General features: G+C 50.3%; 24 protein-coding genes. 7 read left to right on the forward strand and 17 right to left on the reverse strand.

The features are described from left to right. Nucleotides 1-8: 8 nt before the first annotated feature. From MKQ68_RS13040 to MKQ68_RS13060, 5 genes are all read right to left on the reverse strand, one after another. Nucleotides 9-1,172 carry a FecR family protein gene (locus tag MKQ68_RS13040; RefSeq protein ID WP_264279511.1) on the reverse strand — a complete coding sequence of 388 codons (1,164 nt, stop codon included), beginning with the start codon at nt 1,170-1,172 and terminating at the stop codon, nt 9-11. Between the two features lie 59 nt (nt 1,173-1,231). After that, nucleotides 1,232-1,822 carry an RNA polymerase sigma factor gene (locus tag MKQ68_RS13045; RefSeq protein WP_264279512.1) on the reverse strand — a complete coding sequence of 197 codons (591 nt, stop codon included), beginning with the start codon at nt 1,820-1,822 and terminating at the stop codon, nt 1,232-1,234. Nucleotides 1,823-1,924: 102 nt separating this feature from the next. After that, nucleotides 1,925-2,962: a lactonase family protein gene (locus tag MKQ68_RS13050; protein ID WP_244843532.1), complete on the reverse strand. Its 1,038-nt coding sequence runs from the start codon at nt 2,960-2,962 to the stop codon at nt 1,925-1,927. Nucleotides 2,963-3,068: 106 nt separating this feature from the next. Further along, the gene (locus MKQ68_RS13055) at nt 3,069-3,875 is read right to left on the reverse strand and encodes an SDR family oxidoreductase (protein ID WP_264279513.1); all 807 of its coding nucleotides are present in this window, start codon (nt 3,873-3,875) and stop codon (nt 3,069-3,071) included. Nucleotides 3,876-3,996: 121 nt separating this feature from the next. Further along, the gene (locus MKQ68_RS13060; RefSeq protein WP_264279514.1) at nt 3,997-4,728 is read right to left on the reverse strand and encodes a DUF4197 domain-containing protein; all 732 of its coding nucleotides are present in this window, start codon (nt 4,726-4,728) and stop codon (nt 3,997-3,999) included. A gap of 174 nt (nt 4,729-4,902) precedes the next feature. Here MKQ68_RS13060 and MKQ68_RS13065 point away from each other — a divergent pair, with 174 nt between their 5' ends. Beyond that, entirely contained in the window at nt 4,903-5,901 is a 999-nt protein-coding gene (locus MKQ68_RS13065) for a DUF2167 domain-containing protein (protein WP_264279515.1), read from the forward strand. 260 nt (nt 5,902-6,161) lie between these two features. Here the strand turns inward: MKQ68_RS13065 and queG are convergent, their stop codons facing one another. Next, complete coding sequence (gene queG / locus MKQ68_RS13070) at nt 6,162-7,088, reverse strand: tRNA epoxyqueuosine(34) reductase QueG (protein WP_264279516.1); 927 nt, start codon at nt 7,086-7,088, stop codon at nt 6,162-6,164. Nucleotides 7,089-7,174: 86 nt separating this feature from the next. On the opposite strand from queG, the gene MKQ68_RS13075 reads away from it, so the two are divergent. Beyond that, a complete protein-coding gene (locus tag MKQ68_RS13075; RefSeq protein ID WP_264279517.1) occupies nt 7,175-7,384 on the forward strand; it encodes a hypothetical protein in 210 nt (69 codons plus the stop codon). A gap of 46 nt (nt 7,385-7,430) precedes the next feature. Here MKQ68_RS13075 and MKQ68_RS13080 read toward each other — a convergent pair whose 3' ends face one another. Then, nucleotides 7,431-8,150: a 3-ketoacyl-ACP reductase gene (locus tag MKQ68_RS13080; RefSeq protein WP_244843526.1), complete on the reverse strand. Its 720-nt coding sequence runs from the start codon at nt 8,148-8,150 to the stop codon at nt 7,431-7,433. 108 nt (nt 8,151-8,258) lie between these two features. Between MKQ68_RS13080 and MKQ68_RS13085 the strand changes: the two genes are divergently transcribed. Further along, entirely contained in the window at nt 8,259-9,128 is an 870-nt protein-coding gene (locus MKQ68_RS13085) for an aldose 1-epimerase family protein (RefSeq protein WP_264279518.1), read from the forward strand. Nucleotides 9,129-9,199: 71 nt separating this feature from the next. On the opposite strand, the gene MKQ68_RS13090 is transcribed toward MKQ68_RS13085, so the two are convergent. Genes MKQ68_RS13090 through MKQ68_RS13100 form a run of 3 tightly spaced genes read right to left on the reverse strand, consistent with a single transcriptional unit; the run spans nt 9,200 to nt 10,368 of the window. Next, entirely contained in the window at nt 9,200-9,658 is a 459-nt protein-coding gene (locus MKQ68_RS13090) for a hypothetical protein (protein WP_264279519.1), read from the reverse strand. A 17-nt stretch (nt 9,659-9,675) separates the two neighbouring features. Next, nucleotides 9,676-10,041 (reverse strand): hypothetical protein, encoded by a 366-nt coding sequence (locus tag MKQ68_RS13095; RefSeq protein WP_264279520.1) that lies wholly within the window; start codon nt 10,039-10,041, stop codon nt 9,676-9,678. A 27-nt stretch (nt 10,042-10,068) separates the two neighbouring features. Next, nucleotides 10,069-10,368, reverse strand: a complete 300-nt coding sequence (locus MKQ68_RS13100) for a GNAT family N-acetyltransferase (protein ID WP_264279521.1) — start codon at nt 10,366-10,368, stop codon at nt 10,069-10,071. A gap of 143 nt (nt 10,369-10,511) precedes the next feature. Here MKQ68_RS13100 and bioA point away from each other — a divergent pair, with 143 nt between their 5' ends. After that, nucleotides 10,512-11,801, forward strand: coding sequence for an adenosylmethionine--8-amino-7-oxononanoate transaminase (gene bioA, locus MKQ68_RS13105; protein WP_244843522.1), 1,290 nt, complete (start codon nt 10,512-10,514; stop codon nt 11,799-11,801). 256 nt (nt 11,802-12,057) lie between these two features. Here bioA and MKQ68_RS13110 read toward each other — a convergent pair whose 3' ends face one another. From MKQ68_RS13110 to MKQ68_RS13130, 5 genes are all read right to left on the reverse strand, one after another. Beyond that, nucleotides 12,058-12,552 (reverse strand): DUF2911 domain-containing protein, encoded by a 495-nt coding sequence (locus MKQ68_RS13110; RefSeq protein ID WP_244843521.1) that lies wholly within the window; start codon nt 12,550-12,552, stop codon nt 12,058-12,060. Nucleotides 12,553-12,751: 199 nt separating this feature from the next. Further along, nucleotides 12,752-13,135, reverse strand: coding sequence for an SRPBCC family protein (locus MKQ68_RS13115; protein WP_264279522.1), 384 nt, complete (start codon nt 13,133-13,135; stop codon nt 12,752-12,754). Between the two features lie 99 nt (nt 13,136-13,234). Continuing rightward, nucleotides 13,235-13,777, reverse strand: a complete 543-nt coding sequence (locus MKQ68_RS13120; RefSeq protein ID WP_264279523.1) for an SRPBCC family protein — start codon at nt 13,775-13,777, stop codon at nt 13,235-13,237. A 75-nt stretch (nt 13,778-13,852) separates the two neighbouring features. Continuing rightward, nucleotides 13,853-14,953: an ABC transporter permease gene (locus MKQ68_RS13125; protein WP_264279524.1), complete on the reverse strand. Its 1,101-nt coding sequence runs from the start codon at nt 14,951-14,953 to the stop codon at nt 13,853-13,855. A 119-nt stretch (nt 14,954-15,072) separates the two neighbouring features. Then, the gene (locus MKQ68_RS13130) at nt 15,073-16,032 is read right to left on the reverse strand and encodes a hypothetical protein (RefSeq protein ID WP_264279525.1); all 960 of its coding nucleotides are present in this window, start codon (nt 16,030-16,032) and stop codon (nt 15,073-15,075) included. Nucleotides 16,033-16,454: 422 nt separating this feature from the next. On the opposite strand from MKQ68_RS13130, the gene MKQ68_RS13135 reads away from it, so the two are divergent. After that, nucleotides 16,455-16,787, forward strand: coding sequence for a hypothetical protein (locus MKQ68_RS13135; protein ID WP_264279526.1), 333 nt, complete (start codon nt 16,455-16,457; stop codon nt 16,785-16,787). A gap of 63 nt (nt 16,788-16,850) precedes the next feature. Here MKQ68_RS13135 and MKQ68_RS13140 read toward each other — a convergent pair whose 3' ends face one another. Continuing rightward, the gene (locus MKQ68_RS13140; RefSeq protein WP_244843515.1) at nt 16,851-17,591 is read right to left on the reverse strand and encodes a hypothetical protein; all 741 of its coding nucleotides are present in this window, start codon (nt 17,589-17,591) and stop codon (nt 16,851-16,853) included. Nucleotides 17,592-17,691: 100 nt separating this feature from the next. Continuing rightward, complete coding sequence (gene sppA, locus MKQ68_RS13145) at nt 17,692-19,458, reverse strand: signal peptide peptidase SppA (RefSeq protein WP_264279527.1); 1,767 nt, start codon at nt 19,456-19,458, stop codon at nt 17,692-17,694. Between the two features lie 120 nt (nt 19,459-19,578). On the opposite strand from sppA, the gene folK reads away from it, so the two are divergent. Continuing rightward, on the forward strand, nt 19,579-20,076 hold the full coding sequence (gene folK / locus MKQ68_RS13150; RefSeq protein ID WP_244843514.1) for a 2-amino-4-hydroxy-6-hydroxymethyldihydropteridine diphosphokinase: 498 nt from the start codon (nt 19,579-19,581) through the stop codon (nt 20,074-20,076). Nucleotides 20,077-20,078: 2 nt separating this feature from the next. Next, on the forward strand, nt 20,079-20,711 hold the full coding sequence (locus tag MKQ68_RS13155; protein WP_264279528.1) for a deoxynucleoside kinase: 633 nt from the start codon (nt 20,079-20,081) through the stop codon (nt 20,709-20,711). Nucleotides 20,712-20,730 lie beyond the last annotated feature (19 nt).

Raw genomic sequence — 20,730 nt, forward strand, 5'->3', positions numbered from 1 at the left:
TGATGTGATCAGTTGAATTTTATAAACACTTTCTTTCCTTCAATTCTAAACTTAACATTGGGCTCGGCCGTTTCCAGTATTTTGAGTACGCCGGCCAGCGTGGTATTGCGTGAAATCATTCCTACGAATCGCCGCTGTGGCCTGCCGCCTTCATATACCGGTTCCACATCGTACCATCTTGATAACTGGCGGAATATCTGGTTAATATCTGCTTTCTCGAAATAAAACAGCCCGTTCTTCCAGGCAAGGGTTTTAGTAAGATCGGCCTTCGTCACGCTGATTGACTGCGCTCCTTTGACAAGGCGGCCTTCTTCCATGGCATTCAGCTTCACCTCGGTATGGCCGTTTTCCAGCCTTACAGCGCCCTCTATGAGTGTCGTGCTGGTCAAACCCTCATCATCATAGGCCATCACGTTGAACGAGGTACCCAGCACGGTTACCGTCAAATCGTTCAGCTTTACCTTAAATGGTTGCTTTACGTTCTCTGTAACTTCGAAGTAAGCCTCTCCTTTCAGCTCCACAAGCCGCTCCGCCCCCTCGAACGATGCCGGGAAGCGAAGTGAGGAAGCAGCATTCAGCCAAACGTTGGAGCCGTCGGGCAGGGTAATGCGGAACTGACCGCCCCGTGGCGTGTTCAGGGTGTTATACACCATTTCCCCGCCCGCCCCCTGCGACTGATAAGCGAGGCGGCCGCTGTCCAGCTTCACGACTTTTACATTTCCCTGGGTGCCGATGTTGCCGTTCTGCGCCTCGTCGAGACTAATCACGGAGCCGTCGGCCAGGGTGAGCGTGGCTTTGTTGCCACCGGGTTGAACATCCTGGATGAAAGGCGCGGTTTGTACGGTAGTTGCCGGTTGTGCGGGGCGGAACATCCACCAGGCCGCCACGGCCGCAATGCTCACTACAGCCGCCGCGATGGCCAGCCGCCAGCGCATAGGACGTACTTTAGGCCGGTCCAGCTCGTCGAGGCCCGCCTCTATACGATCGGCCAAAGCCTCGGGCATGGGCGGGTATAGTTTATACACGTCCGGCGCACCGCTCTGTTCGAGCAGCGCATGAAACTCGTCTGGTTCTGCGTCAGACAGCCATTCCTGCAGGCTCTCCTGTTCGTCGCGCGACAAATTACCGGCAGCGTATTTCTCCAGTAATTGCGTAATGGTTTGCTGGTCCATATGATATAAGACTAATGAACGGTGGAAGTGGATACCTTTTCTGAAAAAAATATTTCGGGTTAGTTGGTGGCAGCCACCAACAGGAGGATGAGGCTCCATTCGGCATGCTCTTTCAGGTAATCTTTCATCTGGCGGATAGCGGCGTACAGGTGTTTTTTAACTGCCGCGCGGGAAAGCCCGAGCGCTGTGGCAATTTCATCGAGGGTCATGTCTCGCTGGGCACTCATCAAAAATATGGTCCTTTTCTTTTCTGTCAGGCGGGATAACGCATCCATTGCGATGCCTTGATATTGTTTGAACAGTACTTCATCGTCTACATAATTCTCCATCCCGGGCTTATTCTCGGCAATACGTGCTACCACGCGGCTACCTGTCATCCGACGGCGGGTAAGGTCGAGCAGGCGGTTTTTAGCCATGCGGAAAACATATTGTTCAAAGGAACGGATACCTACCAACGTATCGCGGCGCTCCCATACTTTTAACAGGCATTCCTGGATAACCTCTTCGGCATCTTCCTTTGACTGACTAAAAAAGAAAATGAAATTATACAGGCGCGGAAAGTATTGCCGGTAAAGCACCGCGTAAGCAGCTCTATCGCCATCTGCGACGCGTAGTAGCAGCGCTGATTCATTTTCAATGGGTGGGTGCATAACAGTAGAACGGGTACAAAATAGTAAAAAGCTACAATTCCACGCGCATAAAAAAAGGGGGGCACAAGGCCCCCGGCGTTCTGTAAAGCAATAAAAAAATAATTATGGCAGGATCACACACACGGGTGCCGGTACGGCAATTGTTTCTCCTGTTTCTGTAAGTTTGCCGGTTGTTTTATCGCGACGGAACACTATAATATTGTTGGTATCCTGGTTTGCTACCAATATCAATCCACCATCGGGCGTAATCATAAAATTACGAGGGTTCCTGCCTTTTACAGACTGATGCCCCACCAGTGTTAACTGGCCGCTGCCTTCCTCTATACTGAAGATGGCAATGTTATTCAGGTCGCCGCGATTCGACATGTACAGAAACTTTCCATCGGGTGAGATGTGAATATCTGCACTGCTGAAGTTACTGCCCTTATAGTCTGCCGTGCTGGTAGAAATCGTTTGTATCGCTTTCAGCTGCCTGTCTGCGTATTCAAAAGCAGTTACGTGACCGGTAATTTCATGCACGATGTAGGCATGTTTGCCATCAGGATGGAAGGTGAAGTGCCTGGGGCCTCCACCGGGTGCAATCGTAGCGAACGGCTGTTTCGATGGGCTCAGCGGCTTTTCTGCCGAAGGCGTAAAATCGTACATCATGATCTTATCCGTTCCCAGGTCTGGCACAAATACCTGTTTGCCATCCGGCGAAAATACGACCTGGTGTACATGTGGCTCTGACTGGCGCGACTTGTTCGGCCCCGAACCTGTTTGTTCGATCACCTGCACAGGTGCGCCCACCTTGCCATTGGCCTGTATGGGTAGTACAGACAGGCTGCCCGCGCCATAGTTGCCCGTAAACACAAACTTCCCGTCCTTATCTATATTAACATGACAGGGCCCGCCGCTGCCTACAGGCTGCTCGTTCAGCAGCTGTAACTTGCCGGCAGTCTTATCAAAATCGAACGCATACACGCTGCTTTTAGATTCACTCACAGCATATACATGTTTACCATTCGGCGCTACTGCCACGAACGAAGGATCTTTTAGCCCTTCCGCTACGCCTGACAGTGTAGCCTTGCCCGTTTTTGTATCGAGCTTGTAAACGTAAATGCCTTTACTTTCTCCTGAAGTGTAGGTTCCAACTAACATAACCTTCTGTTTAGCCTTTGGAGGCTCCGTCGCACCTGCCGCGAGCGGCGCCAGCAACAGGCAGTAATGTAAAAATGTATAACGCATGAGGTCGAAAATATCAATTTTAACCGTTATCTGCAAAGCCGGGGTATAAAGTCATACCGCCATCAATGTAATGCGTAGCGCCTGTCACATAATCACTGTCGTCCGAAGCGAGCCACAGTGCCTGCTTCGCTACGTCTTCCGGTTTGCCTATGCGGCCGTACGGAATCAGTTCCAGCAATTTATTGAGCGCCTCCTCTGTTTCCCAGGCGGCTTTGTTGATAGATGTTTGTATCGCACCGGGAGATATACTGTTTACGCGAATCTTTTTCGGGGCCAACTCCTGTGCGAGGGTCTTCATCAGCATCATTACACCACCTTTACTGGCGGCATAGTTGGCGTGCCCGCCCCAGGGAATAATGTCATGCACGCTGCTAATGCAGATGATTTTACCTGTTGCCCGGCTGACGCCTCGCAGTCCCTGTTTGAGGAAAATATTCACCGCTTCGCGTGCACAGAGGAAGTGGCCGGTAAGGTTCGTGTTGATTACCTGCTGCCATTCATCGAGCGTCATTTCATGGAAGGCGCGGTCTTTCTGAATGCCTGAATTATTCACCAGGATGTCTACAAAACCAAACTGCGCCAGGCACTGGTCGAACATACGTTTTACGTCCGCCTCGCTACCTACATCCGCCTGTACCGCCAATGCTTTACCACCGCGCGATTCAATATCTTTCACCACCGCTTCTGCCTTTTCTTTACCTGAGTGATAATTGATGATAAGATTCGCGCCAGCGGCCGCTAATTCCAATGCTATCGCCTTTCCTAATCCGCCTCCGGCGCCGGTAACGACGGCCGTTTGTCCTGCCAGTTTAAGGGTGTTTTCCACGTTGCTCAATTTTTGGTGAATCAATTTAACAACAGCTGCGGGGTCAAATACTATTCCATATCTTTCAAAGATAAGAGTTCGGGGGCATATAAAAAGGCGACGCTAAACGCCGCCTTCCTGTTTATTTCGTTGTAGCCAGCGAACTGCCGAATACCGTTTTAAGCAAGTCTGTCACCCGCGCCGCCGGGTCCCTCCTGATCTTCTGTTCCTCCAGCGCTACCTCGTGGAAGATACCGGATATCGCTTTCTCGGTTACATAAGCTGTGAGATTGGTATTCACCGGCGTTTTAGAAAAGCGGTTATAAACGGTAAACACATCTTCCCAATATTTGGTCGCATCCACATTCTTTAAGGCCTGTTGTATGACCGGGCTGAACGCGTTGGTAAGCGCTGCGGTGGTCCTGCCTTTAAAGTAAGTGGTAGCTGCGCTGTCATTGCCTCTCAAAATACCGATAGCATCTGTAATAGTCATGCCCTGGATGGCGCTCACAAATATCGGCGTAGCTGCTTTGGCGGCTTCTTCTGCGCCCCGGTTCATGGCCAGGATGGCTTTATCTACCACATTCCCCAAACCGACACTACGCAGGGTAGATTCCACCTTCTGCGCTTCCGGCGGCATGAGGATCTTTAAGGCCGCATTGGCAAAAAAACCATTTACGCCAGATAAGCGGTTCGTGCTGTTCTGTGTGCCGATCGTCAGCGCCTCTTTAAGGCCGGAGGCGATCTGGAAAGTACTGGGCTGTCCCGGACCAGTGCCGGTCGTCTGCGGGAGGTTATTCAATATCTGCTGCGTGGTCTCGCAACCTGAAAAGGTGAATAGTAACGCTGCTGCTGGTAATATAAGGCGCTTCATAATCGGTGTATTTGCTGTGTTTTGCAGGCAAATATAATACCTCTTTCCATACCGGTCGCTACTATACGCACAACTCATTATAATTTAAAGAGATGGGTTATTTTTCGTTAAAAAGCCGTTATTCGTAAGTAGGTGTCAAATAATTTTTTGCATCTTGGCGAAAATTTTAATGTAATGTTTAGAAAATCCCTTTTCCTTGCCTTGTTAATCAGCCTTTCATTTGGCGTAAAGGCGGCACCACCGCAAGACACCACTGATGTTGACCTGGAAAAAGAGCAAGCTGCCTACGATTCGATCAACGCATCCTACAAATTCCAAACCGGCAAACTGGACCTGAGCGGCGGACAAATCGCCATTAACGTACCGGCAGGCTTTAAATTCCTTGATGCCGATCAGAGTAAACGTGTACTCACCGACCTTTGGGGTAACCCGGCGTCTGCGTCCGACGGCGTGCTCGGTATGATCTTTCCGGCCGATGCAGAGGTATTGACGGAAAAAACCTACGCCTTTATCATCACGTACGAAGAAACCGGCTACGTGAAAGACGGTGACGCCGCCGAAATCGACTACGATGAGATGATGAAAGAAATGAAGGACAGCGATGCCGAGGTAAACAAAGCCCGCGCTGAAATGGGCTATGGTACCGTTAATACGATCGGCTGGGCACAAAAGCCTTACTACGACAAGAGCAAAAACGTGCTGCACTGGGCACAGGAGTTCAAAATGGGCGATGAACCCGTAAATACGCTCAACTACGATGTGCGTGTACTCGGCCGCAAAGGCGTACTGTCGCTGAAAGCCGTTAGCTCTATGAGCGAATTACCCATGGTGAAAGCTAACATCGATAAAATCCTGTCCATTGCATCTTTTAATAAAAACTACGCCTACGGCGATTTCGATTCCAATATCGATAAGGTAGCCGCAGTAGGTATCGGCGGCCTGGTAGCAGGTAAACTGCTCGCAAAGGTTGGTGTTTTCGGCCTGATCCTGAAGTTCTTTGGAGCCTTCTGGAAATTCATCCTGTTAGGGGCCGGCGCACTTTTCGCCTTCGTTCGCCGCCTGTTCACCAAAAAGAAAGAGGAAGCCACTACCTACCCTGAACCCGAACCGGAAACTGCCCTCGTGGAAGAAACCACCCCACAGGCGTCAGATACGGAAGAAAAGCAAAGCTGATCAGAAGGCAACCTCCGGGTTGCCTTTTTTTTGCCGCATCCTTCCTGGATCCTTGCTACATCCTTGCTATATCCCTGTTAAAACACTGGTGTTTCAGCAACTTTTTAGCAACAACTTAGCAAGGATGCAGGAAGGATCTAAGAAGGATCCAGCAACGTTCCGGCATTGACCTCATGGAAAACCAGGGTTCACCGCATGAAAAACCGGGGTTCGCCCCATATGGCTTTTCGTCGCGGGGCAACCATGCTATCTTCGTGGTGTTAAGGCTTGATAAACTTAAGGTTGCGGCGGATGCCGGCGTATTTGCTACGCTTGAGCGGGGATTGACGGAAAATCTTCTTAAATTCTTCTTCCGTCATTTCCTCCCATTGCTTAGTAGAGAAGTTCAACACCTCGGGAACGGGCGTAAAATCGAGGTCGTTGTGGGGTTTGGCGAAGCGGTTCCAGGGGCATACGTCCTGGCAGATGTCGCAGCCAAACATCCAGTCTTCGAACTGGCCTTTCATCTTGTCGGGAATGAGCTGGTCTTTGAGTTCGATGGTGAAATAGGAGATGCAACGGCTGCCGTCTACAACTGTGGGGGCGGTAAGGGCGCCGGTGGGACAGGCGTCCAGGCAGCGGGTGCAGGAGCCGCAATAGTCGCCGGTTATAGGGTCGTACAAAAGTGGCACATCTACAATGAGCGTGGCAATGAAAAAGAACGAACCTGCCTGTTTGTGGATCAGGTTACCGTTTTTGCCTATCCAGCCAAGACCGCTCCTTTTCGCCCAGCTTCTTTCCAGCACCGGGGCAGAATCCACGAAACCGCGACCATGTATTTCCCCGATCTGTTCCGACATTTCCGACAGCAGCTGGTTCAGGCGGGCGCGGATCACCTCGTGATAATCCTTTCCGTAAGCATATTTGGCAATTTTGGGAGCGCCTTCAGTCTGCTGTTCCGGCGGGTAATAATTGAGCAGCAGTGTGATCACCGACTGGGCGTTATCCACGAGCTTACGGGGATCTATCCGTTTATCAAAATAGTTCTCCATGTACTGCATGTTACCATGCATGCCCTTATTCAGCCACTGTTCCAGCCGATACGCATCTTCATCAAGCTGTTCTGCCTTTGCAATACCACAGTAGTCGAACCCCAGTTCGCGGGTGCGCTGTTTAATGAATTGCGTGTATTTCTCTACCGGCAGCATAAGGGCTGCAAGGTACGAAACATTTTGCCGCCCCGTTCCCATGGCATGCCTCTTGATGAGCTATCAACAGCCAAAAACAATCTATTATGAGAACATTTGGGATTATCCTCATCGTAATCGGTATAGCCATGATCCTGGTAAGGGGCTTTTCCGTACAAACTGAAAAAGAAGTGGTAGACCTTGGAGCGGTAGAGATCAACAAAAAAGAAAATAAATGGGTAGGATGGCCAACCTACGCCGGTGGTATTGTGGCCGTTGTGGGCGTGGTGCTTGTGGTAGCAGGCAAAAGAAAATAAACAACGATGCCTGCCGTTACGACGCGGCAGGCATCGTTCAATATGCTTATGGATTGGTCGACCATAAACCGGCTGACTTCAGCACCACACGTGGGTTCAGTTTCAGCTGGCTTACCACGAATTCGGCCAGGTCTTCGGCCTGCATCACCTTTTCGGGATTACCGTCGGTGAGCTTCAGTTCGATGGCCATATCTGTACCCACCGTACTCGGCGTAAGAGCGCTCACGCGGATGTTATGTTTACGCACTTCCAGCATCAGCGATTCTGTGAGTCCGAGCAACCCGAATTTAGACGCACTGTACGCGCTGGTAAGTGGCGCACCTCGTTGTCCGGCTGTTGATGAAATATTGATAATATCGCCGCCTTTACGATCGATCATACCCGGCAGCACCGCACGCGTTACGTAATAGACGCCCAGCAGGTTTACTTTGATAATGTTCTCCCACTCTTCAGGCTGTAAGTCCAGGAAACCGCCAAAGCTGGCGACACCGGCGTTATTCAGCAGGATATTCGTAGGGCCTACTTCCGCCTCCAGTTTTGCTACCGCAGCTTCTACTGCTTCACGGTCCGATACGTCTGCTATAGCCGTAGCGATCTTCACCTCACTATTTTTTATTACTGCTGCCGTTTCTTCGAGCGTTGCCGCCGAGCGACCCATCAGGCCGATATTCACACCTTCTGCCGCCAGGGCTACTGCTAATGCCTTTCCTATCCCCCTTCCGCCGCCTGTGATGAGCGCTGTTTTTCCTTTTAATGACACTGCCATAAATCCAGTTTTATTTGCTGTCAAAGGTAGGGAACTTCAACATTTTTCTTTTCGGGATAAATAACCATGCCTGCCTATATTTGTGCAACAAGTTTGAAAAACAGCCATATGCAGTATTTATCCAATGAACAGCTTAGCATCAGCATTGCGGAAAAAGGCGCGGAACTGCAAAGCATCAGGCGTACCGACCTGCAGCTCGACTACCTCTGGAGCGGCGATGCGGCCTTCTGGGGCAAGAAAAGTCCCGTATTGTTCCCCATCGTTGGCGGACTGAAAAACAACCAGTATACCCACCAGGGTAAAGCCTACCAGCTGGGTCGTCATGGTTTCGCCCGCGACCAGGTATTTGAAGTAAGTGCACAGACGACTGACAGCATTACCTTCACGTTGCGTGACAGCGAAACATCACTCGCCGTGTACCCGTTCCCGTTCCAATTCAGTGTGCGTTACCAATTGAGCGGCGATACGCTGGCGGTAAGTTACATAGTGAAAAATACAGGCGATTCGGAGATGTGGTTTTCTGTCGGTGCGCATCCTGCGTTTAAGTTGCCGCTTACCGGCGACACGGCTTTTGATGATTATTACCTGCAATTCTCCGACACTGAAAACACAGGACGCTGGCCACTTTCGCCTGATGGGCTCATAGAACTGAAGCCTGGTCCTCTGCTGGAAAACACCCGTAAATTAGCGCTGAATAAGCCGATGTTTTATGCTGATGCGCTTGTATTGAAACACATGGCCTCTGATGAAATAACGATCAAAAGTGACAAACATGCGCACGGCGTTACCATGCGTTATGATGGTTTTCCCTTCTTCGGCATCTGGTCAGCGAAGGATGCAGACTTCCTCTGTTTAGAGCCATGGTGCGGCATTGCAGATGCTGTAAATACGAGCGGAGAGCTGTCGGACAAAGAAGGTATTATTCAGTTATCCGCTGGTGACACCTGGGCAAAACAATGGTCGGTTAAATTCTTTTAGCAAGATAAAAATACGTGTAAAACGAGCAGGCTGCCTGGTTTGGGCGGCCTGCATATTTTTAGGGACTATGTTTAATAAGATAACTTTCCTGGCGAATAAATAAAAAAATTAGTTGTAGACGGATGCAATACTTTTGATCCTGTTGATACGATACACGGCCCGCAGCCTTGCTGTAAAATGGCCACAGGTAGTCCTCCGGCATTGTTAGCCCTCTTGCCGCAGACGCCACAAAATTTCAGTAACAAGACCACTCCATCATCGGTAGTATAGAGGATTGCTTCGGGGTTGTAGCGAAGCAGTCCTCGCCAGAAAAAACGTAGCAGCCATTGGTTGCGATCATGATATATAAGATGCGTGCGTAACGCATCTGCAGGAGACTTTTGTTTTGCTTCGTCGGAACTCCGGACGCCGGGGGTTAGTACCGGAGTTCCATATTTAGGGTTAAGCAATACCGGTAGGGTGATCCGGATTGCGGCATTGAAAAAGGCGGTACAGTTACCTGTACCGCCAATTACAAAATGTTGGTCCACAAATATGTTGGAACGAATTAACCGAGGTTTTGGCGGAAAGACTTGAACTCTTTACGCAGTTCACCGAACAGGCGATCGAATTGCTCCATGTCCTCCTGCTGAAGGTGATCGAGTGTGAGCAGTTTGTCACTATCGGCACCCTCTTCGGACATGAGTTTATCGATACGGGTGATCTCGCCGAGTTTATCGTTTACGACTACTTTGTGACGGATCAGGGAGTTTTGCAAGTGCTCCAGCTGGATCTTCTGATCGGTAGACGTGGCCTTTGAAGACAGATCTGTAAGTTCTGCCTGCAGGGATTTGATTTCCTTTTCTGCTTTCAGGAGGTCTAATTTCCAGATCTGATGCTGTTTGTGCAGCTCTTCGAAGTTTTTAACGGGCATGTTGTTTATCAGTTTTGAAATGAAAGATTAAACATGGATACCATGCGCGAGCAGCTTTTTCCATTGTGGGTGCTGGCGCATGAAAGTTGTTACATAAGCACACAACGGTACCATTTTAAGCTTACGATCAGCAATGATCTCAAAAACCCGTTCCACGAGCGCCTGATCAACGCCTTTGCCTTCGAGTTGAGCGGGCACATCGACATTGGTGAGGAACATACGTCCTCCTCCCATCATGTACTCGACTTTAGCGAGTTTGCCGTTGATCCGCATTTCGAATTGGCGCGCGCCCTCATTTTCAACTACTGCAATGTCATTCAGGTTCATAATATGTGTTTAATTAAAGATAATCGACAGTTGGGGGTAACGTTGTAGCGGCAGGGAGTAGGTTTAATTACAAGATGATGGCGCAAAGATACGATTTTTTTGCTAAACAGGGCGCATTGGGCCATGATCCCTATTTTTGCCGCATGCAAAGAACCTTGAGCGACCGGGACCAGGCAGTGATCTGGCACCCGTATACACAGATGCAAACGGCCCCGGCGCCGATTGGAATTGTACGTGGCGAGGGAGCCCGGCTTTACGACGAGCAGGGCGCGTGTTACATTGATGCGACTTCCAGCTGGTGGGTGAATATTCACGGGCACGCACATCCGCATATCACAACGCGGCTGGCCGCACAGGCGGCGCAACTGCAACACTGCATATTCGCCGGGTACACCCATGAACCCGCCGTGGCGCTGGCAGAGCAGTTACTGCCTTTGCTGCCGGGCGAACAACGGAAGGTGTTTTATTCTGATAATGGGTCTACTGCGGTAGAAGTGGCGCTGAAGATGGCAATACAGTATCATGCGAACGGGCGGGACGATGTGGCGCCACCCCGCCGCAGGTTGCTGGCCTTCCGGAACGCCTATCATGGTGACACGTTCGGAGCAATGAGTGTAAGTGAAAGAAGTGTGTTCACTAAGGCGTTCGACAGTTACCTGTTTGACGTTAGCTTCCTGGATTTACCAACGATGGAGAATATCGGGCGGCTTTGCGACGAGGTTGATCAGCTTGCCGGAGATACCGCGGCCTTCATCTTCGAACCGCTGTTACAAGGGGCTGCTGGCATGTTGGTATACCAGGCAGCGGCGCTGGACTTATTGTTGAAGCATTGCCGTGGAAAAGGTATCCTGCTCATCGCGGATGAGATCTTTACTGGCTTCGGCCGTACGGGTAAGGACTTTGCGATGCAGCATCTGCAAACCGCACCGGATGTAATCTGCCTTTCCAAAGGGCTTACAGGCGGCGCTATCGCGCTCGGCGTAACCACTTGTGCGCAACATATCTATGACGCCTTCCTGTCCGAAAACAAGCTTAAAACGCTGTTTCACGGGCACTCTTTTACGGCAAACCCGCTTGCCTGCACGGCAGCACTGGCCAGCCTGGAATTATTCCGGGAGCCGGCATGCCGGCAGCAACGACAACGGGTTAGTGAAGCGCATGCACAGTTTGCGGGCTGGCTTAATAACTGCCCGTCGGTGAAGAACGTAAGGCAGCTGGGAACATTACTGGCGTTCGACGTAATAACTGCCGGCCCGGACACCTACACTAACGAACTGGCGGCTGCGATTCACCGCTTCTTCCGGGCGAGGAAAGTGATGCTTAGGCCGCTGGGTAATACGATCTATATACTGCCTCCGTACTGCATTACAAACGAGGAACTGGAGGTGGTGTATGACAGCGTACGGGATTTTCTGCGGGAAACGGGCAACTAGCGTGCAGGGGGCCGCTGGGAATAGGAGACAGCGTGAGGTTTTGGAGGAACAGGCGCTAGTGTGCGGGATTTCGCTGCAACAGGCAGGCGCCTGCGAAGGCGCGCAGGACTCCCGCGCGAACGGGCGAGGCTAATAAAACTTTGTAATAATTGGGGTTATAGGACAGCTATGTCCGGAATAGACAGGAATAAAAAACCCCTGTTGCTTCCGCATCAGGGGATTTTTTAAATTTCTTGTTGTGAAACAGAAACGCGTACTAGAATTTCACGGGAACGCTCACTTTCGTTTTATCCCATTCGAACACTATGGCGTTCTTAGGTAACGAAATGGTGAATTTCTCCTGTACGTCGGAACGAGAGGTTACCGGCGCCTTTACTTCTACCACGTTTTTGTCTTTTGTTTTGTCATACTCGAATGCGCCGGATTGCGCAGGCTGGCTATTCAGGATCACAGTCCATTCTTTTTCGCCAGGGATGGTAAACAGCGCGTAAGTACCCGCTTTTACTTTCTTGCCGCCGAAAGTGGCGTCCTTTTCGAAAGTAATATCGGTAGACTTATTAGCGCCGGTACGCCATACCTGTCCGTAAGGAACCAGGCCACCGAAGATGTCTCTGCCATTTTTGGAAGGCTGACCATAGGAAACCTTAACATTTGGAGCAGATACTTCCACGCGCGGGCTTTTAGGCGGGTTTTGCGCGATTACGTTCGTACCGATCAGGATCATCGATAACAAAACGAGCATTCTTTTCATAAGAAACGTTTTATTGATGTGAATTGAAACTGGAAATTACGGTGATTCAGAGAATAAAAGTGTACCGCTCATACATTTAGATTGCCTGCGGCGCGCTTGCGGTGCCAACTTTGAGGCGCGAACCTCGCGGTAAACGGGCGGCGCAGACTTGCGACGGGCGATGCGTCAGGCGCGAGCCTCGCGGTAAAACAGGCGCCCCCTACTTGATCGCCGCACTCGCCTCCGACACCTTCTTCAGGTCGGTGAGCCCCTGCTCCATGACGGGGCCGTAAATCTTATCCATCAGCAGGCCGCGCACTTTCCACCAGGGCAGCACGCCTACATGCCGGGAGATCGACCAGTTGATCGTGGTGTTGTTGCCGTCATAAGAAAGGTAAATACTGCCTTTGAGGTTCAGCCGCTCGTCGGTCGATAACACTTCGTAAGTAACCAGCGAATCGGCCACCACTTCTTTCAGCACGAGGCGGCCATGTTGCGGGTCCTGGCTTACCGGCCACGGATACCAGTGTTTCCAGTTGGCCGTATCTGCCAGTTGTTCGAACACTACTTCCGGCGTGGTGTTGATCACGCCTGCACGTTGCATCTTGGCTGTTGAAGAAAATAAGAGAGAGAATAAAAAAAGTAATAACAATAAAACCGCCAGGGACGACAGCAACATCCGGATACCACGCATAGTGTTTCTTTAAGCCTTAAATTCAGTTAATTGTTTCAGATTATTTAATCCAGTTTGAAAATCCCTTGCCATCCATTTGTCCATCATCAACCCAGCCAGTTTACGCAGTGGGTGATTACCGGTATATGCTTCGAAGCTCCAGGTAACGGAGGTACCACCTTCAGCAGGATCCAGCCGGTAGTAACCTTTCATTAAACCACGCCCCATAAAGTAAATATCGGTCGCAATAAACCGGAAAGGTTTAGAAGCTGTAATGATCAATTTACCCCGACCGGTTTTACGCCGGTGGCTTTCCCAGCGATAGGTGGCACCAATACCTTCGTCGGTACCGCCATAAACGTTTTTCATACCTGGCTCCTGGTCTTGCCGGTGCCAGGGCGACCAGCGGCGCCAGTTACGAAGGCTGTTAATTTCATGAAAGATTTTCTCGGCAGGTGCCTTAACGAACATCGTTCCGGCTACCCTCACTTTGGGAGGAAGAAAAAGAGACACCACAAAAAACACCAGCACTGCCACGGCAATGGCCCCAACAATGAGAAACAAGGCTTGCATATTGAAGTTTTTTGTTAAAAATTATTCGCATTCCGTACACTAAAAGTTACGCCGAATCTTTCAGAATTCAAACGACTATTCCCAACGGAAGACCTTGATTGCGACTGCGTAAATTACCACACCCCACAAACCAAGCACCATGATCTGCGGCCACACATCCCACAGGTGAAGCCCTTCGAACGCGATTTTACGTAGGGCGTCGTTCAGGTAAGTGAGTGGCATGATCCTGCAAATCGGCTGCAGCCAGGTAGGAAATGAGTCTACGGAGAAAAAGGTGCCTGCCAGCAAAAATTGCGGTAGGGTGACAATATTCGCTAATGGCGGGATGGTACTTTCTGTTTTCGCAATACCGCTCACCACAAAGCCGAAGCCCATAAAAACGATCAGGCCGAAGGCACAGAGCAACAGCATCTCGGCAAAAGTAGACACCCCGTTGATCAGCGTAAAGCCAAAGGCGAAATACCCGATACTGATGATCACTACGGCGCCGAACAGCTGGAATAACAGGCGGCTCAGCCCCTCTCCCAATATGATATAACCCCTATGTACGGGCGTGGCGAAAAAGCGTTTTAATACGAGCGTTTGCCGCAAACTGAAGAAAAGGAACGCCGTACCGAAAACGGCGGCGCTCAATAATGAAAACCCAAGTTGTCCGGGTAAAATAAAGTCGATCGTGGTGTATTTGCGACCCGGCACCACTTCCGTAGCCACGGTAGCAACGGAGCCTGCCCGACGGTACCATTGGTCGTTCAAACCGGCAATTGTTTCTGCGAGCAGCGAGCGGAATACCCTAATATTTTGTCCGGCCGCCGAGGAAGTTCTGAGCAGGATAGAGTCGTTGGGAGCGCCGGCAGAGGGGCGCGATTGCACGTAAATGATCGCTGCGATGCGGCCTTTCTGGAGGTCCTGCGCCATTTCCGCTGTGGTTTCGTCAGTTACCAGCCGCAGCTCCGGCTTGGCGACGAGCGCCTTATACAGGGCCGCTGTGGTATCGGTACGAGGATCGACTCCGACCTTCACCGTTACGCCGCGATTACCCATAAAACCGAATACCAGTATGAATATCAGTGGAAAAGCCAGACTAAATACTACAGTGGACGGACTCCTGAAAATCGCCCTGATGCTCCCCTTCATAATCGCCAACATGGCGCGCCACTGGCTATACTGCTCTGCCATAATCAATATTTACAAAAACGGCGTAAAACTAATACGGGTTTCGGCCATTTCCAAAAAAACCGGCCCGCACACCCTTTCGGGCGGCGGGCCGGCACACTTGCCATGATCCCTGGTGAAAGTTAATAGGTATTGAGTGCGTCCATCGCTGCCTGGATAGAGGCTTCCGTCGTTTCGATGAGGGTTACGGCTTCGGAAAGACCAGCGCTGATCGTAATATCTTTCTGCGCGAGGTAATATTTGCCGTCTTTAATGGAGAAGGCCAGCAACCTGCCCTCTGTGCCCACTGGCATAGAGTTGTCGTAGCTCTTTACTTTATTGGTACCGCCCGGGGTATATATTTGTGCTACCACATTAGCTCCTTTGGCGCAGAAGAACACAAATGTTTCGCCGGAAGAAGCCCTGAATGATGCCATGGCGCCCGGGTTGTTCAATACTTCTACCCTTACGGTTGTTTTAGGGCTGCTGTTGCCGTAGAAAATGTCGCAGTTCACCCAGCCGATCTGGCCAAAGTCGAAATTATAAAAACCTTCCACGGCCTTGGTTTCGCGCTGTTGCTGCTGACCATTATTCGGCGGCGCCTGCCATGCGAACTGGTTGCCCTGTACCGTATCTACGCCTGCCCACAGTAACGTAAATCCGTCACCTTTGGCGGGAACTGCAATGTTCAGTGGTGCCTGAAGGGCCTGATCAACGGCCTGGCCATTATTGCTTACATCGATGAACAGGGAGCCTTGTGATTCGAGCAACAGGCCGGAAATATGATTGGTGTTAACACCACTGCGGATGAGTGAGCTGCGGGTAAGGAACTCGGTTACGTTCACTTCCAGCGCGCCGGTAACTGGTGTACCATTGCGGGTGAAAGCACCTGCGGGGATCGTTATTTTGGTACCACCTGCCAGTGTAATCGTTTTAGGTAAGGCGGAGGCATTAAATGAAAAGCTTTGTTCCTGAGCCCCGAATTTTTCCAGGAACTCTTCCGCAGTGCGGGTAGCGCCGGTTTCAGGACTTTTCTCTTTTTTACAGGCGCCAAATAACATAGATACTACTATTGCTGCGGCGAATAAAGATTGCTTTCTCATTTGATGATGGTTTAAGTGATGCCTACTCTGTTTGGTAAGGGCTTTTCGGCTACCGCCCTGTTAGTGCGTTTGTACAGGTAGATCACCGGCAGGAACAGATTGTTACCCCCCTTTTTCAAACTTTTTTCAATTTGACTGGAAAACGGTTATTTAGCGAGACGGACCCTCGAATCCGCCATAGGCGGCTACCTACGCATTTTTATAAGCGCGGGGTGAACGAAAAAAACTATATTTTAAGTTTATTTTTAGTTGCGGCAAGATTATCAAACCTATACTTATATTTGTTTCAGACTGAGATTTTGGCCACCCTGAAAACCGTTAAGCACTTCAATTCATACTGTACTAACAACGCTTGCAGCGCATGTGAATGCGTACGATTTCATGTGAATGACCAATTCGCTTCCAACCAAAATATGTCTACTATGACCGAACAAAATGTAAACAACGTGAACAAGGCCGAACTTCAAAAAATGTGTGACGGCTATGAACAGATTCTTGCCACCTTGCAGGACTTTGAACCATTCTCCTCTTCGCAGGTGATTTGTAACGTGATTAATGAACACATTAAGCGGCTCACTGCGGTAATATCTTACCATAACGCGCGGGCGGAAGAAGCAGAAAAAAGTATGGAAGCCCTTGCAGATGGGCTTCGCAGGCTCCGTATGCAGGCGCAACGGATCGTCGACGAAACGCACAAACACGTGATCCGCCTTTCCAAAGAAGAAGTAGGTATGATGTATACCGGCGAAGGTTGATAAAAATAAAGGGGCTGACCAAAAAGTATTGGTCAGCCCCTATCTTTATGTTCTTCTAAGCTGTTACGGGCGTGCACTCAGCCTGATATATTTCGGCAGTTCCTCTCCCCGCTCCTGCTTTTCCACCACCAAAGTACGCGCATCCTGCCATTTTACGGCTGATGGCCCCCAATTGTCCAACAACCGCTCATCGATGCGAACAGGCACTTTGCCATTCGTGTACAGTTCGAAACCATTGGTGGTAAACGCAGCTTCCAGGTCAGCGTTACCTGCCACCAGGTACTTGCCATCCGGCGACACTACCGGCTCACCGATGGTAAAGGTGGTATCTCCCGTCTCTTTGCTGATCAAAACGTAAGCATAACTTTCATAGAAGCCACCGAATAGCAGCCATTGACCGGAACCAGGCAATTCTCCCATAAAATTATACTGGCAGAAATCGTCACCTTCATTATCCGGGTTATTCTTGTTAATCAGCATCACCCGCTTTTGAGCGGCGTGGAAAAAGAGCGTATCGCCCACCCTGTTCACGCTACCCTGAGCAGCCCTTAAAACGCGGGCCTCGCTGGTATCCGCCTTCCACGTCTTCACCGCATCAAACTCCTGCTGGGTGATCTCTGTGATGTCGTACAACACATTTCCCAGGGTTATGGTATCTTCTTTAGAAAGCTTTGCAGGTGCAGTCGAATGACCGGCAGTATCAATAGCCGTCGATGATAAACTGTCTGTCGAACTGGAGGTTGCGGCAGGGCTACCGCAGGCATAGCAGGCCACTGTGGCCGCCATCAATAATGTATATTTCATAGTCAGGATGTAAATAGGCGGCAAAAATACGAATCCCAAGTGAATGGTGTGTTAAGCGCTTAAACAAAAACGCCCCGCTAAAAGCGAGGCGTCTGCGTGACTATCGTATCATCATATCGAACGGCAACCTTGCCTGTACACCGTTCGTGAGTTGTTGTAAAGATTTCACTTGTTTATAAACAGGGTAGTAAACACCCAGTTCTTTCTTCAGCGCCTCGGTGCGGGCCTCTTCGCCGCCACCAGAGAAGCGTTGCAGCCACGTATCCTGTACCGCCGGGTATTCGGAAAGGCGGTACGCGCTCAGGTTCGCCAACTTCGCGGCGCATTGTACAGCGTCTTCCAGGCCGCCTAAACGATCGACGAGACCCAGTCTTTTCGCCTCTATGCCTGTCCATACACGCCCCTGCGCAATACTGTCTACCACCGCACCCGCTAACTTACGACCTTCCACCACACGACCTTTAAATGATTCATAGATCGTATCCACAGATGTTTGCAAAATACGTTGCTCCATTTCGGTGAGTGGCCTGCTGGCACTACCCAGGTCGGCATATTGTGCGGTCTTAACACCATCGAACGTAATGCCCAACTTGTTATTAAAAAAGCCCTGCATGTTAGGCAATACGGCGAACACGCCAATAGAACCGGTAAGGGTGTTAGGTTGTGCGAAGATCGTATCGGCCATACAGGCAATGTAGTAACCGCCCGATGCAGCATAATCGCCCATCGATACGATCACCGGTTTATCTTTCCTGGCCAGCGTAAGTTCGCGCCAGATAGATTCTGATGCCAGTGCACTGCCGCCACCTGAGTTCACACGGAATACGATCGCTTTAATATCTTTATTCTGACGCGCTTTGCGGATGATCTTGATATAAGTATCACTCGCGATCGTCGTAGGGGATTCACTTTTACCGCCCACAATGTCGCCTTGTGCGTAGATCAGCGCAATGCGGCCATCTTCACCATACTGCCTGAAATTCACAGCCGAAGCGTATTTCGCGGCGGGGATGAAATTGAGCCCGGCTTCATCTTTAATACCAATACGTTTACGAAGCTCGTTCATCACTTCATCATCGTACTTCAATCCATCCACGAGTTTATATTTCAGCGCATCGTTCGGGAAACGGATCAGGCCCTCGTTTGCATATTGATGTAACGTAGCGGTATCGATCTTCCTGCGTTCTGAGATACCAGACAGGAATTTGCCGTACAACTGACCGAGAAATACGCTTGTTTGCAGGCGATTAGCATCGGTCATCTGGGTTTCACGAAGCGGTTCGGTTGCGCTTTTGAACTTGCCGGCATAAAATATCTGTGGATGAATGTCCAGTTTTTCCAGTAAACCTTTCAGGAACAGCAGTTGCATGGAGAAGCCATCGAACTCCAGTCCCCCTTTCGGATTAAGGTAGATCTTATCAGCCGCAGTCGCGAGGTAATAAGCCTGTTGGGGGATCACTTCCGCGTAGGCGTAAATGAATTTCCCACTCTTGCGGAAAGCGAGTAAGGCGTTGCGCAGTTCTTCGTTTGTCGCGAAGCTGTTGCCGTTACCACCTACTTTCAGGTAGACACCTTTGATATTATCGTCATCGCCCGCATGGCGAATCAGGCGCACCATATCGTATACGCCGGGTACATCCCGGTCTTCACCCGCCAGCATTCCGCCCAGCTGGTCTTTCTGCGCCTGCTCGTTCAACGTTACCGCCGCATCTACTACCAATACACTGTTTGCAGAAACGCTCGACGACGGGGTTGTCACGGAATTTACCGCACCGACTACCATCATCATCAAAAAGAAAAAGCCTACTACTGAAAAGACGATCAGCGCAAGAAAAGAGGCGAAAAATATCTTAAGAAAGCTGCGCATAAAAATCAGAATGAATTACGGAATTGCTTAAGGTCATAATAATTTGCGTGAATATAGCGGTTATCTGCGGTTTTTGTTTTCAAAAATAAGGAAGAATGCTACTTTTGGGGCTTCTAATACATGAATACAGCGATATTACTTATAGGTGGCAATCTCGGCAACCGTAGCCAAAACCTGCGTAAGGCCGTGGATTTGCTGGATTCCACAGCCGGAAAAGTCGTGAGGGCATCTTCCCTCTACGCCACGGCTCCCTGGGGCGGTGTTAAACAACCGAACTACCTGAACCAGGCGCTGGAATTACAAACGCCGCTTACTGCTACCGCACTGCTAGAACTGATGATGGACATTGAACGCCAGATCGGCCGGGTACGCCGCGAAAAATGGGGCAGCAGGGTGATCGATATAGACATGATCTTTTTTAATAACGATGTGATCGATCTGCCACAACTCAAAGTGCCGCATCCGCAGATGGCTAACCGCCGTTTTGTACTAACGCCACTCTGTGAAATGATGCCCGCATTTGTACACCCGGTGTTGCAACAGCCCCTGTCGTACTTACTGAGCATCTGCCCGGACCCGCTGCCTGTCCATAAAAGGCAGCCTTCACTTAGCAAATAGTTATGAATTATAAATTTATCACCATAGAAGGCAATATCGGTGCGGGAAAAACGACCCTCGCCACGAGACTGTCTGCCCACTTTAACGCCCGGCTCATCCTCGAGGAGTTTGCCGATAATCCTTTCCTGCCCAAGTTCTATGAACGTCCGCAGCAATATGCCTTTCCGCTGGAACTGTTCTTTATGGCGGAACGTTACAAACAGCTGAAGGAGCTGCTCACGGCACAGGAACTTTTTTCGTCCGAAATGGTGGTATCTGATTACCTGTTCATCAAAAGCCTGCTCTTCGCCCGCATCAACCTCGCGGAGGAAGAATATGCCCTCTACCAGAAGCTGTTCGACATCATCAACCCACAGTTACGCCAGCCCGACCTGCTGATTTTCCTGAACTCGCCTATCAAACGGTTGCAGGAAAACATTCGTCAGAGGAACCGGGAGTACGAGCAAAACATCCAGGACCAGTACCTGCATGATGTGCAAAGCGTGTACATGCAGTACCTGCGCCAGCACCCGGTGCGTACGCTGATGGTCGACACGTCTAAAACGGATTTCCTGTATGGCGACGGCCACTTTGAAAAGCTGCTCGAAGCACTGGAGCAGGATTATGCGCCAGGCATTCATTATCTGACGATTTGAGGTTATTCCCTATCCTTTA

Origin of the sequence: Chitinophaga horti (assembly GCF_022867795.2) — a bacterium.
In the GTDB taxonomy this organism is placed as follows: domain Bacteria; phylum Bacteroidota; class Bacteroidia; order Chitinophagales; family Chitinophagaceae; genus Chitinophaga; species Chitinophaga horti.

What these genes read in the sequence shown, in the direction of transcription:
- folK (WP_244843514.1), top strand. Translation starts at nt 19,579, where the DNA reads ATGAATACAGCGATATTACTTATAGGTGGCAATCTCGGCAACCGTAGC.
- MKQ68_RS13065 (WP_264279515.1), top strand. Translation starts at nt 4,903, where the DNA reads ATGTTTAGAAAATCCCTTTTCCTTGCCTTGTTAATCAGCCTTTCATTT.
- MKQ68_RS13135 (WP_264279526.1), top strand. Translation starts at nt 16,455, where the DNA reads ATGACCGAACAAAATGTAAACAACGTGAACAAGGCCGAACTTCAAAAA.
- MKQ68_RS13060 (WP_264279514.1), bottom strand. Translation starts at nt 4,728, where the DNA reads ATGAAGCGCCTTATATTACCAGCAGCAGCGTTACTATTCACCTTTTCA.
- MKQ68_RS13155 (WP_264279528.1), top strand. Translation starts at nt 20,079, where the DNA reads ATGAATTATAAATTTATCACCATAGAAGGCAATATCGGTGCGGGAAAA.
- MKQ68_RS13085 (WP_264279518.1), top strand. Translation starts at nt 8,259, where the DNA reads ATGCAGTATTTATCCAATGAACAGCTTAGCATCAGCATTGCGGAAAAA.
- MKQ68_RS13115 (WP_264279522.1), bottom strand. Translation starts at nt 13,135, where the DNA reads ATGCAACGTGCAGGCGTGATCAACACCACGCCGGAAGTAGTGTTCGAA.
- queG (WP_264279516.1), bottom strand. Translation starts at nt 7,088, where the DNA reads ATGCTGCCGGTAGAGAAATACACGCAATTCATTAAACAGCGCACCCGC.
- sppA (WP_264279527.1), bottom strand. Translation starts at nt 19,458, where the DNA reads ATGCGCAGCTTTCTTAAGATATTTTTCGCCTCTTTTCTTGCGCTGATC.
- MKQ68_RS13110 (WP_244843521.1), bottom strand. Translation starts at nt 12,552, where the DNA reads ATGAAAAGAATGCTCGTTTTGTTATCGATGATCCTGATCGGTACGAAC.
- MKQ68_RS13045 (WP_264279512.1), bottom strand. Translation starts at nt 1,822, where the DNA reads ATGCACCCACCCATTGAAAATGAATCAGCGCTGCTACTACGCGTCGCA.
- MKQ68_RS13095 (WP_264279520.1), bottom strand. Translation starts at nt 10,041, where the DNA reads ATGCCCGTTAAAAACTTCGAAGAGCTGCACAAACAGCATCAGATCTGG.
- MKQ68_RS13125 (WP_264279524.1), bottom strand. Translation starts at nt 14,953, where the DNA reads ATGGCAGAGCAGTATAGCCAGTGGCGCGCCATGTTGGCGATTATGAAG.
- MKQ68_RS13120 (WP_264279523.1), bottom strand. Translation starts at nt 13,777, where the DNA reads ATGCAAGCCTTGTTTCTCATTGTTGGGGCCATTGCCGTGGCAGTGCTG.
- bioA (WP_244843522.1), top strand. Translation starts at nt 10,512, where the DNA reads ATGCAAAGAACCTTGAGCGACCGGGACCAGGCAGTGATCTGGCACCCG.
- MKQ68_RS13075 (WP_264279517.1), top strand. Translation starts at nt 7,175, where the DNA reads ATGAGAACATTTGGGATTATCCTCATCGTAATCGGTATAGCCATGATC.
- MKQ68_RS13050 (WP_244843532.1), bottom strand. Translation starts at nt 2,962, where the DNA reads ATGTTAGTTGGAACCTACACTTCAGGAGAAAGTAAAGGCATTTACGTT.
- MKQ68_RS13130 (WP_264279525.1), bottom strand. Translation starts at nt 16,032, where the DNA reads ATGAGAAAGCAATCTTTATTCGCCGCAGCAATAGTAGTATCTATGTTA.
- MKQ68_RS13080 (WP_244843526.1), bottom strand. Translation starts at nt 8,150, where the DNA reads ATGGCAGTGTCATTAAAAGGAAAAACAGCGCTCATCACAGGCGGCGGA.
- MKQ68_RS13040 (WP_264279511.1), bottom strand. Translation starts at nt 1,172, where the DNA reads ATGGACCAGCAAACCATTACGCAATTACTGGAGAAATACGCTGCCGGT.
- MKQ68_RS13140 (WP_244843515.1), bottom strand. Translation starts at nt 17,591, where the DNA reads ATGAAATATACATTATTGATGGCGGCCACAGTGGCCTGCTATGCCTGC.
- MKQ68_RS13100 (WP_264279521.1), bottom strand. Translation starts at nt 10,368, where the DNA reads ATGAACCTGAATGACATTGCAGTAGTTGAAAATGAGGGCGCGCGCCAA.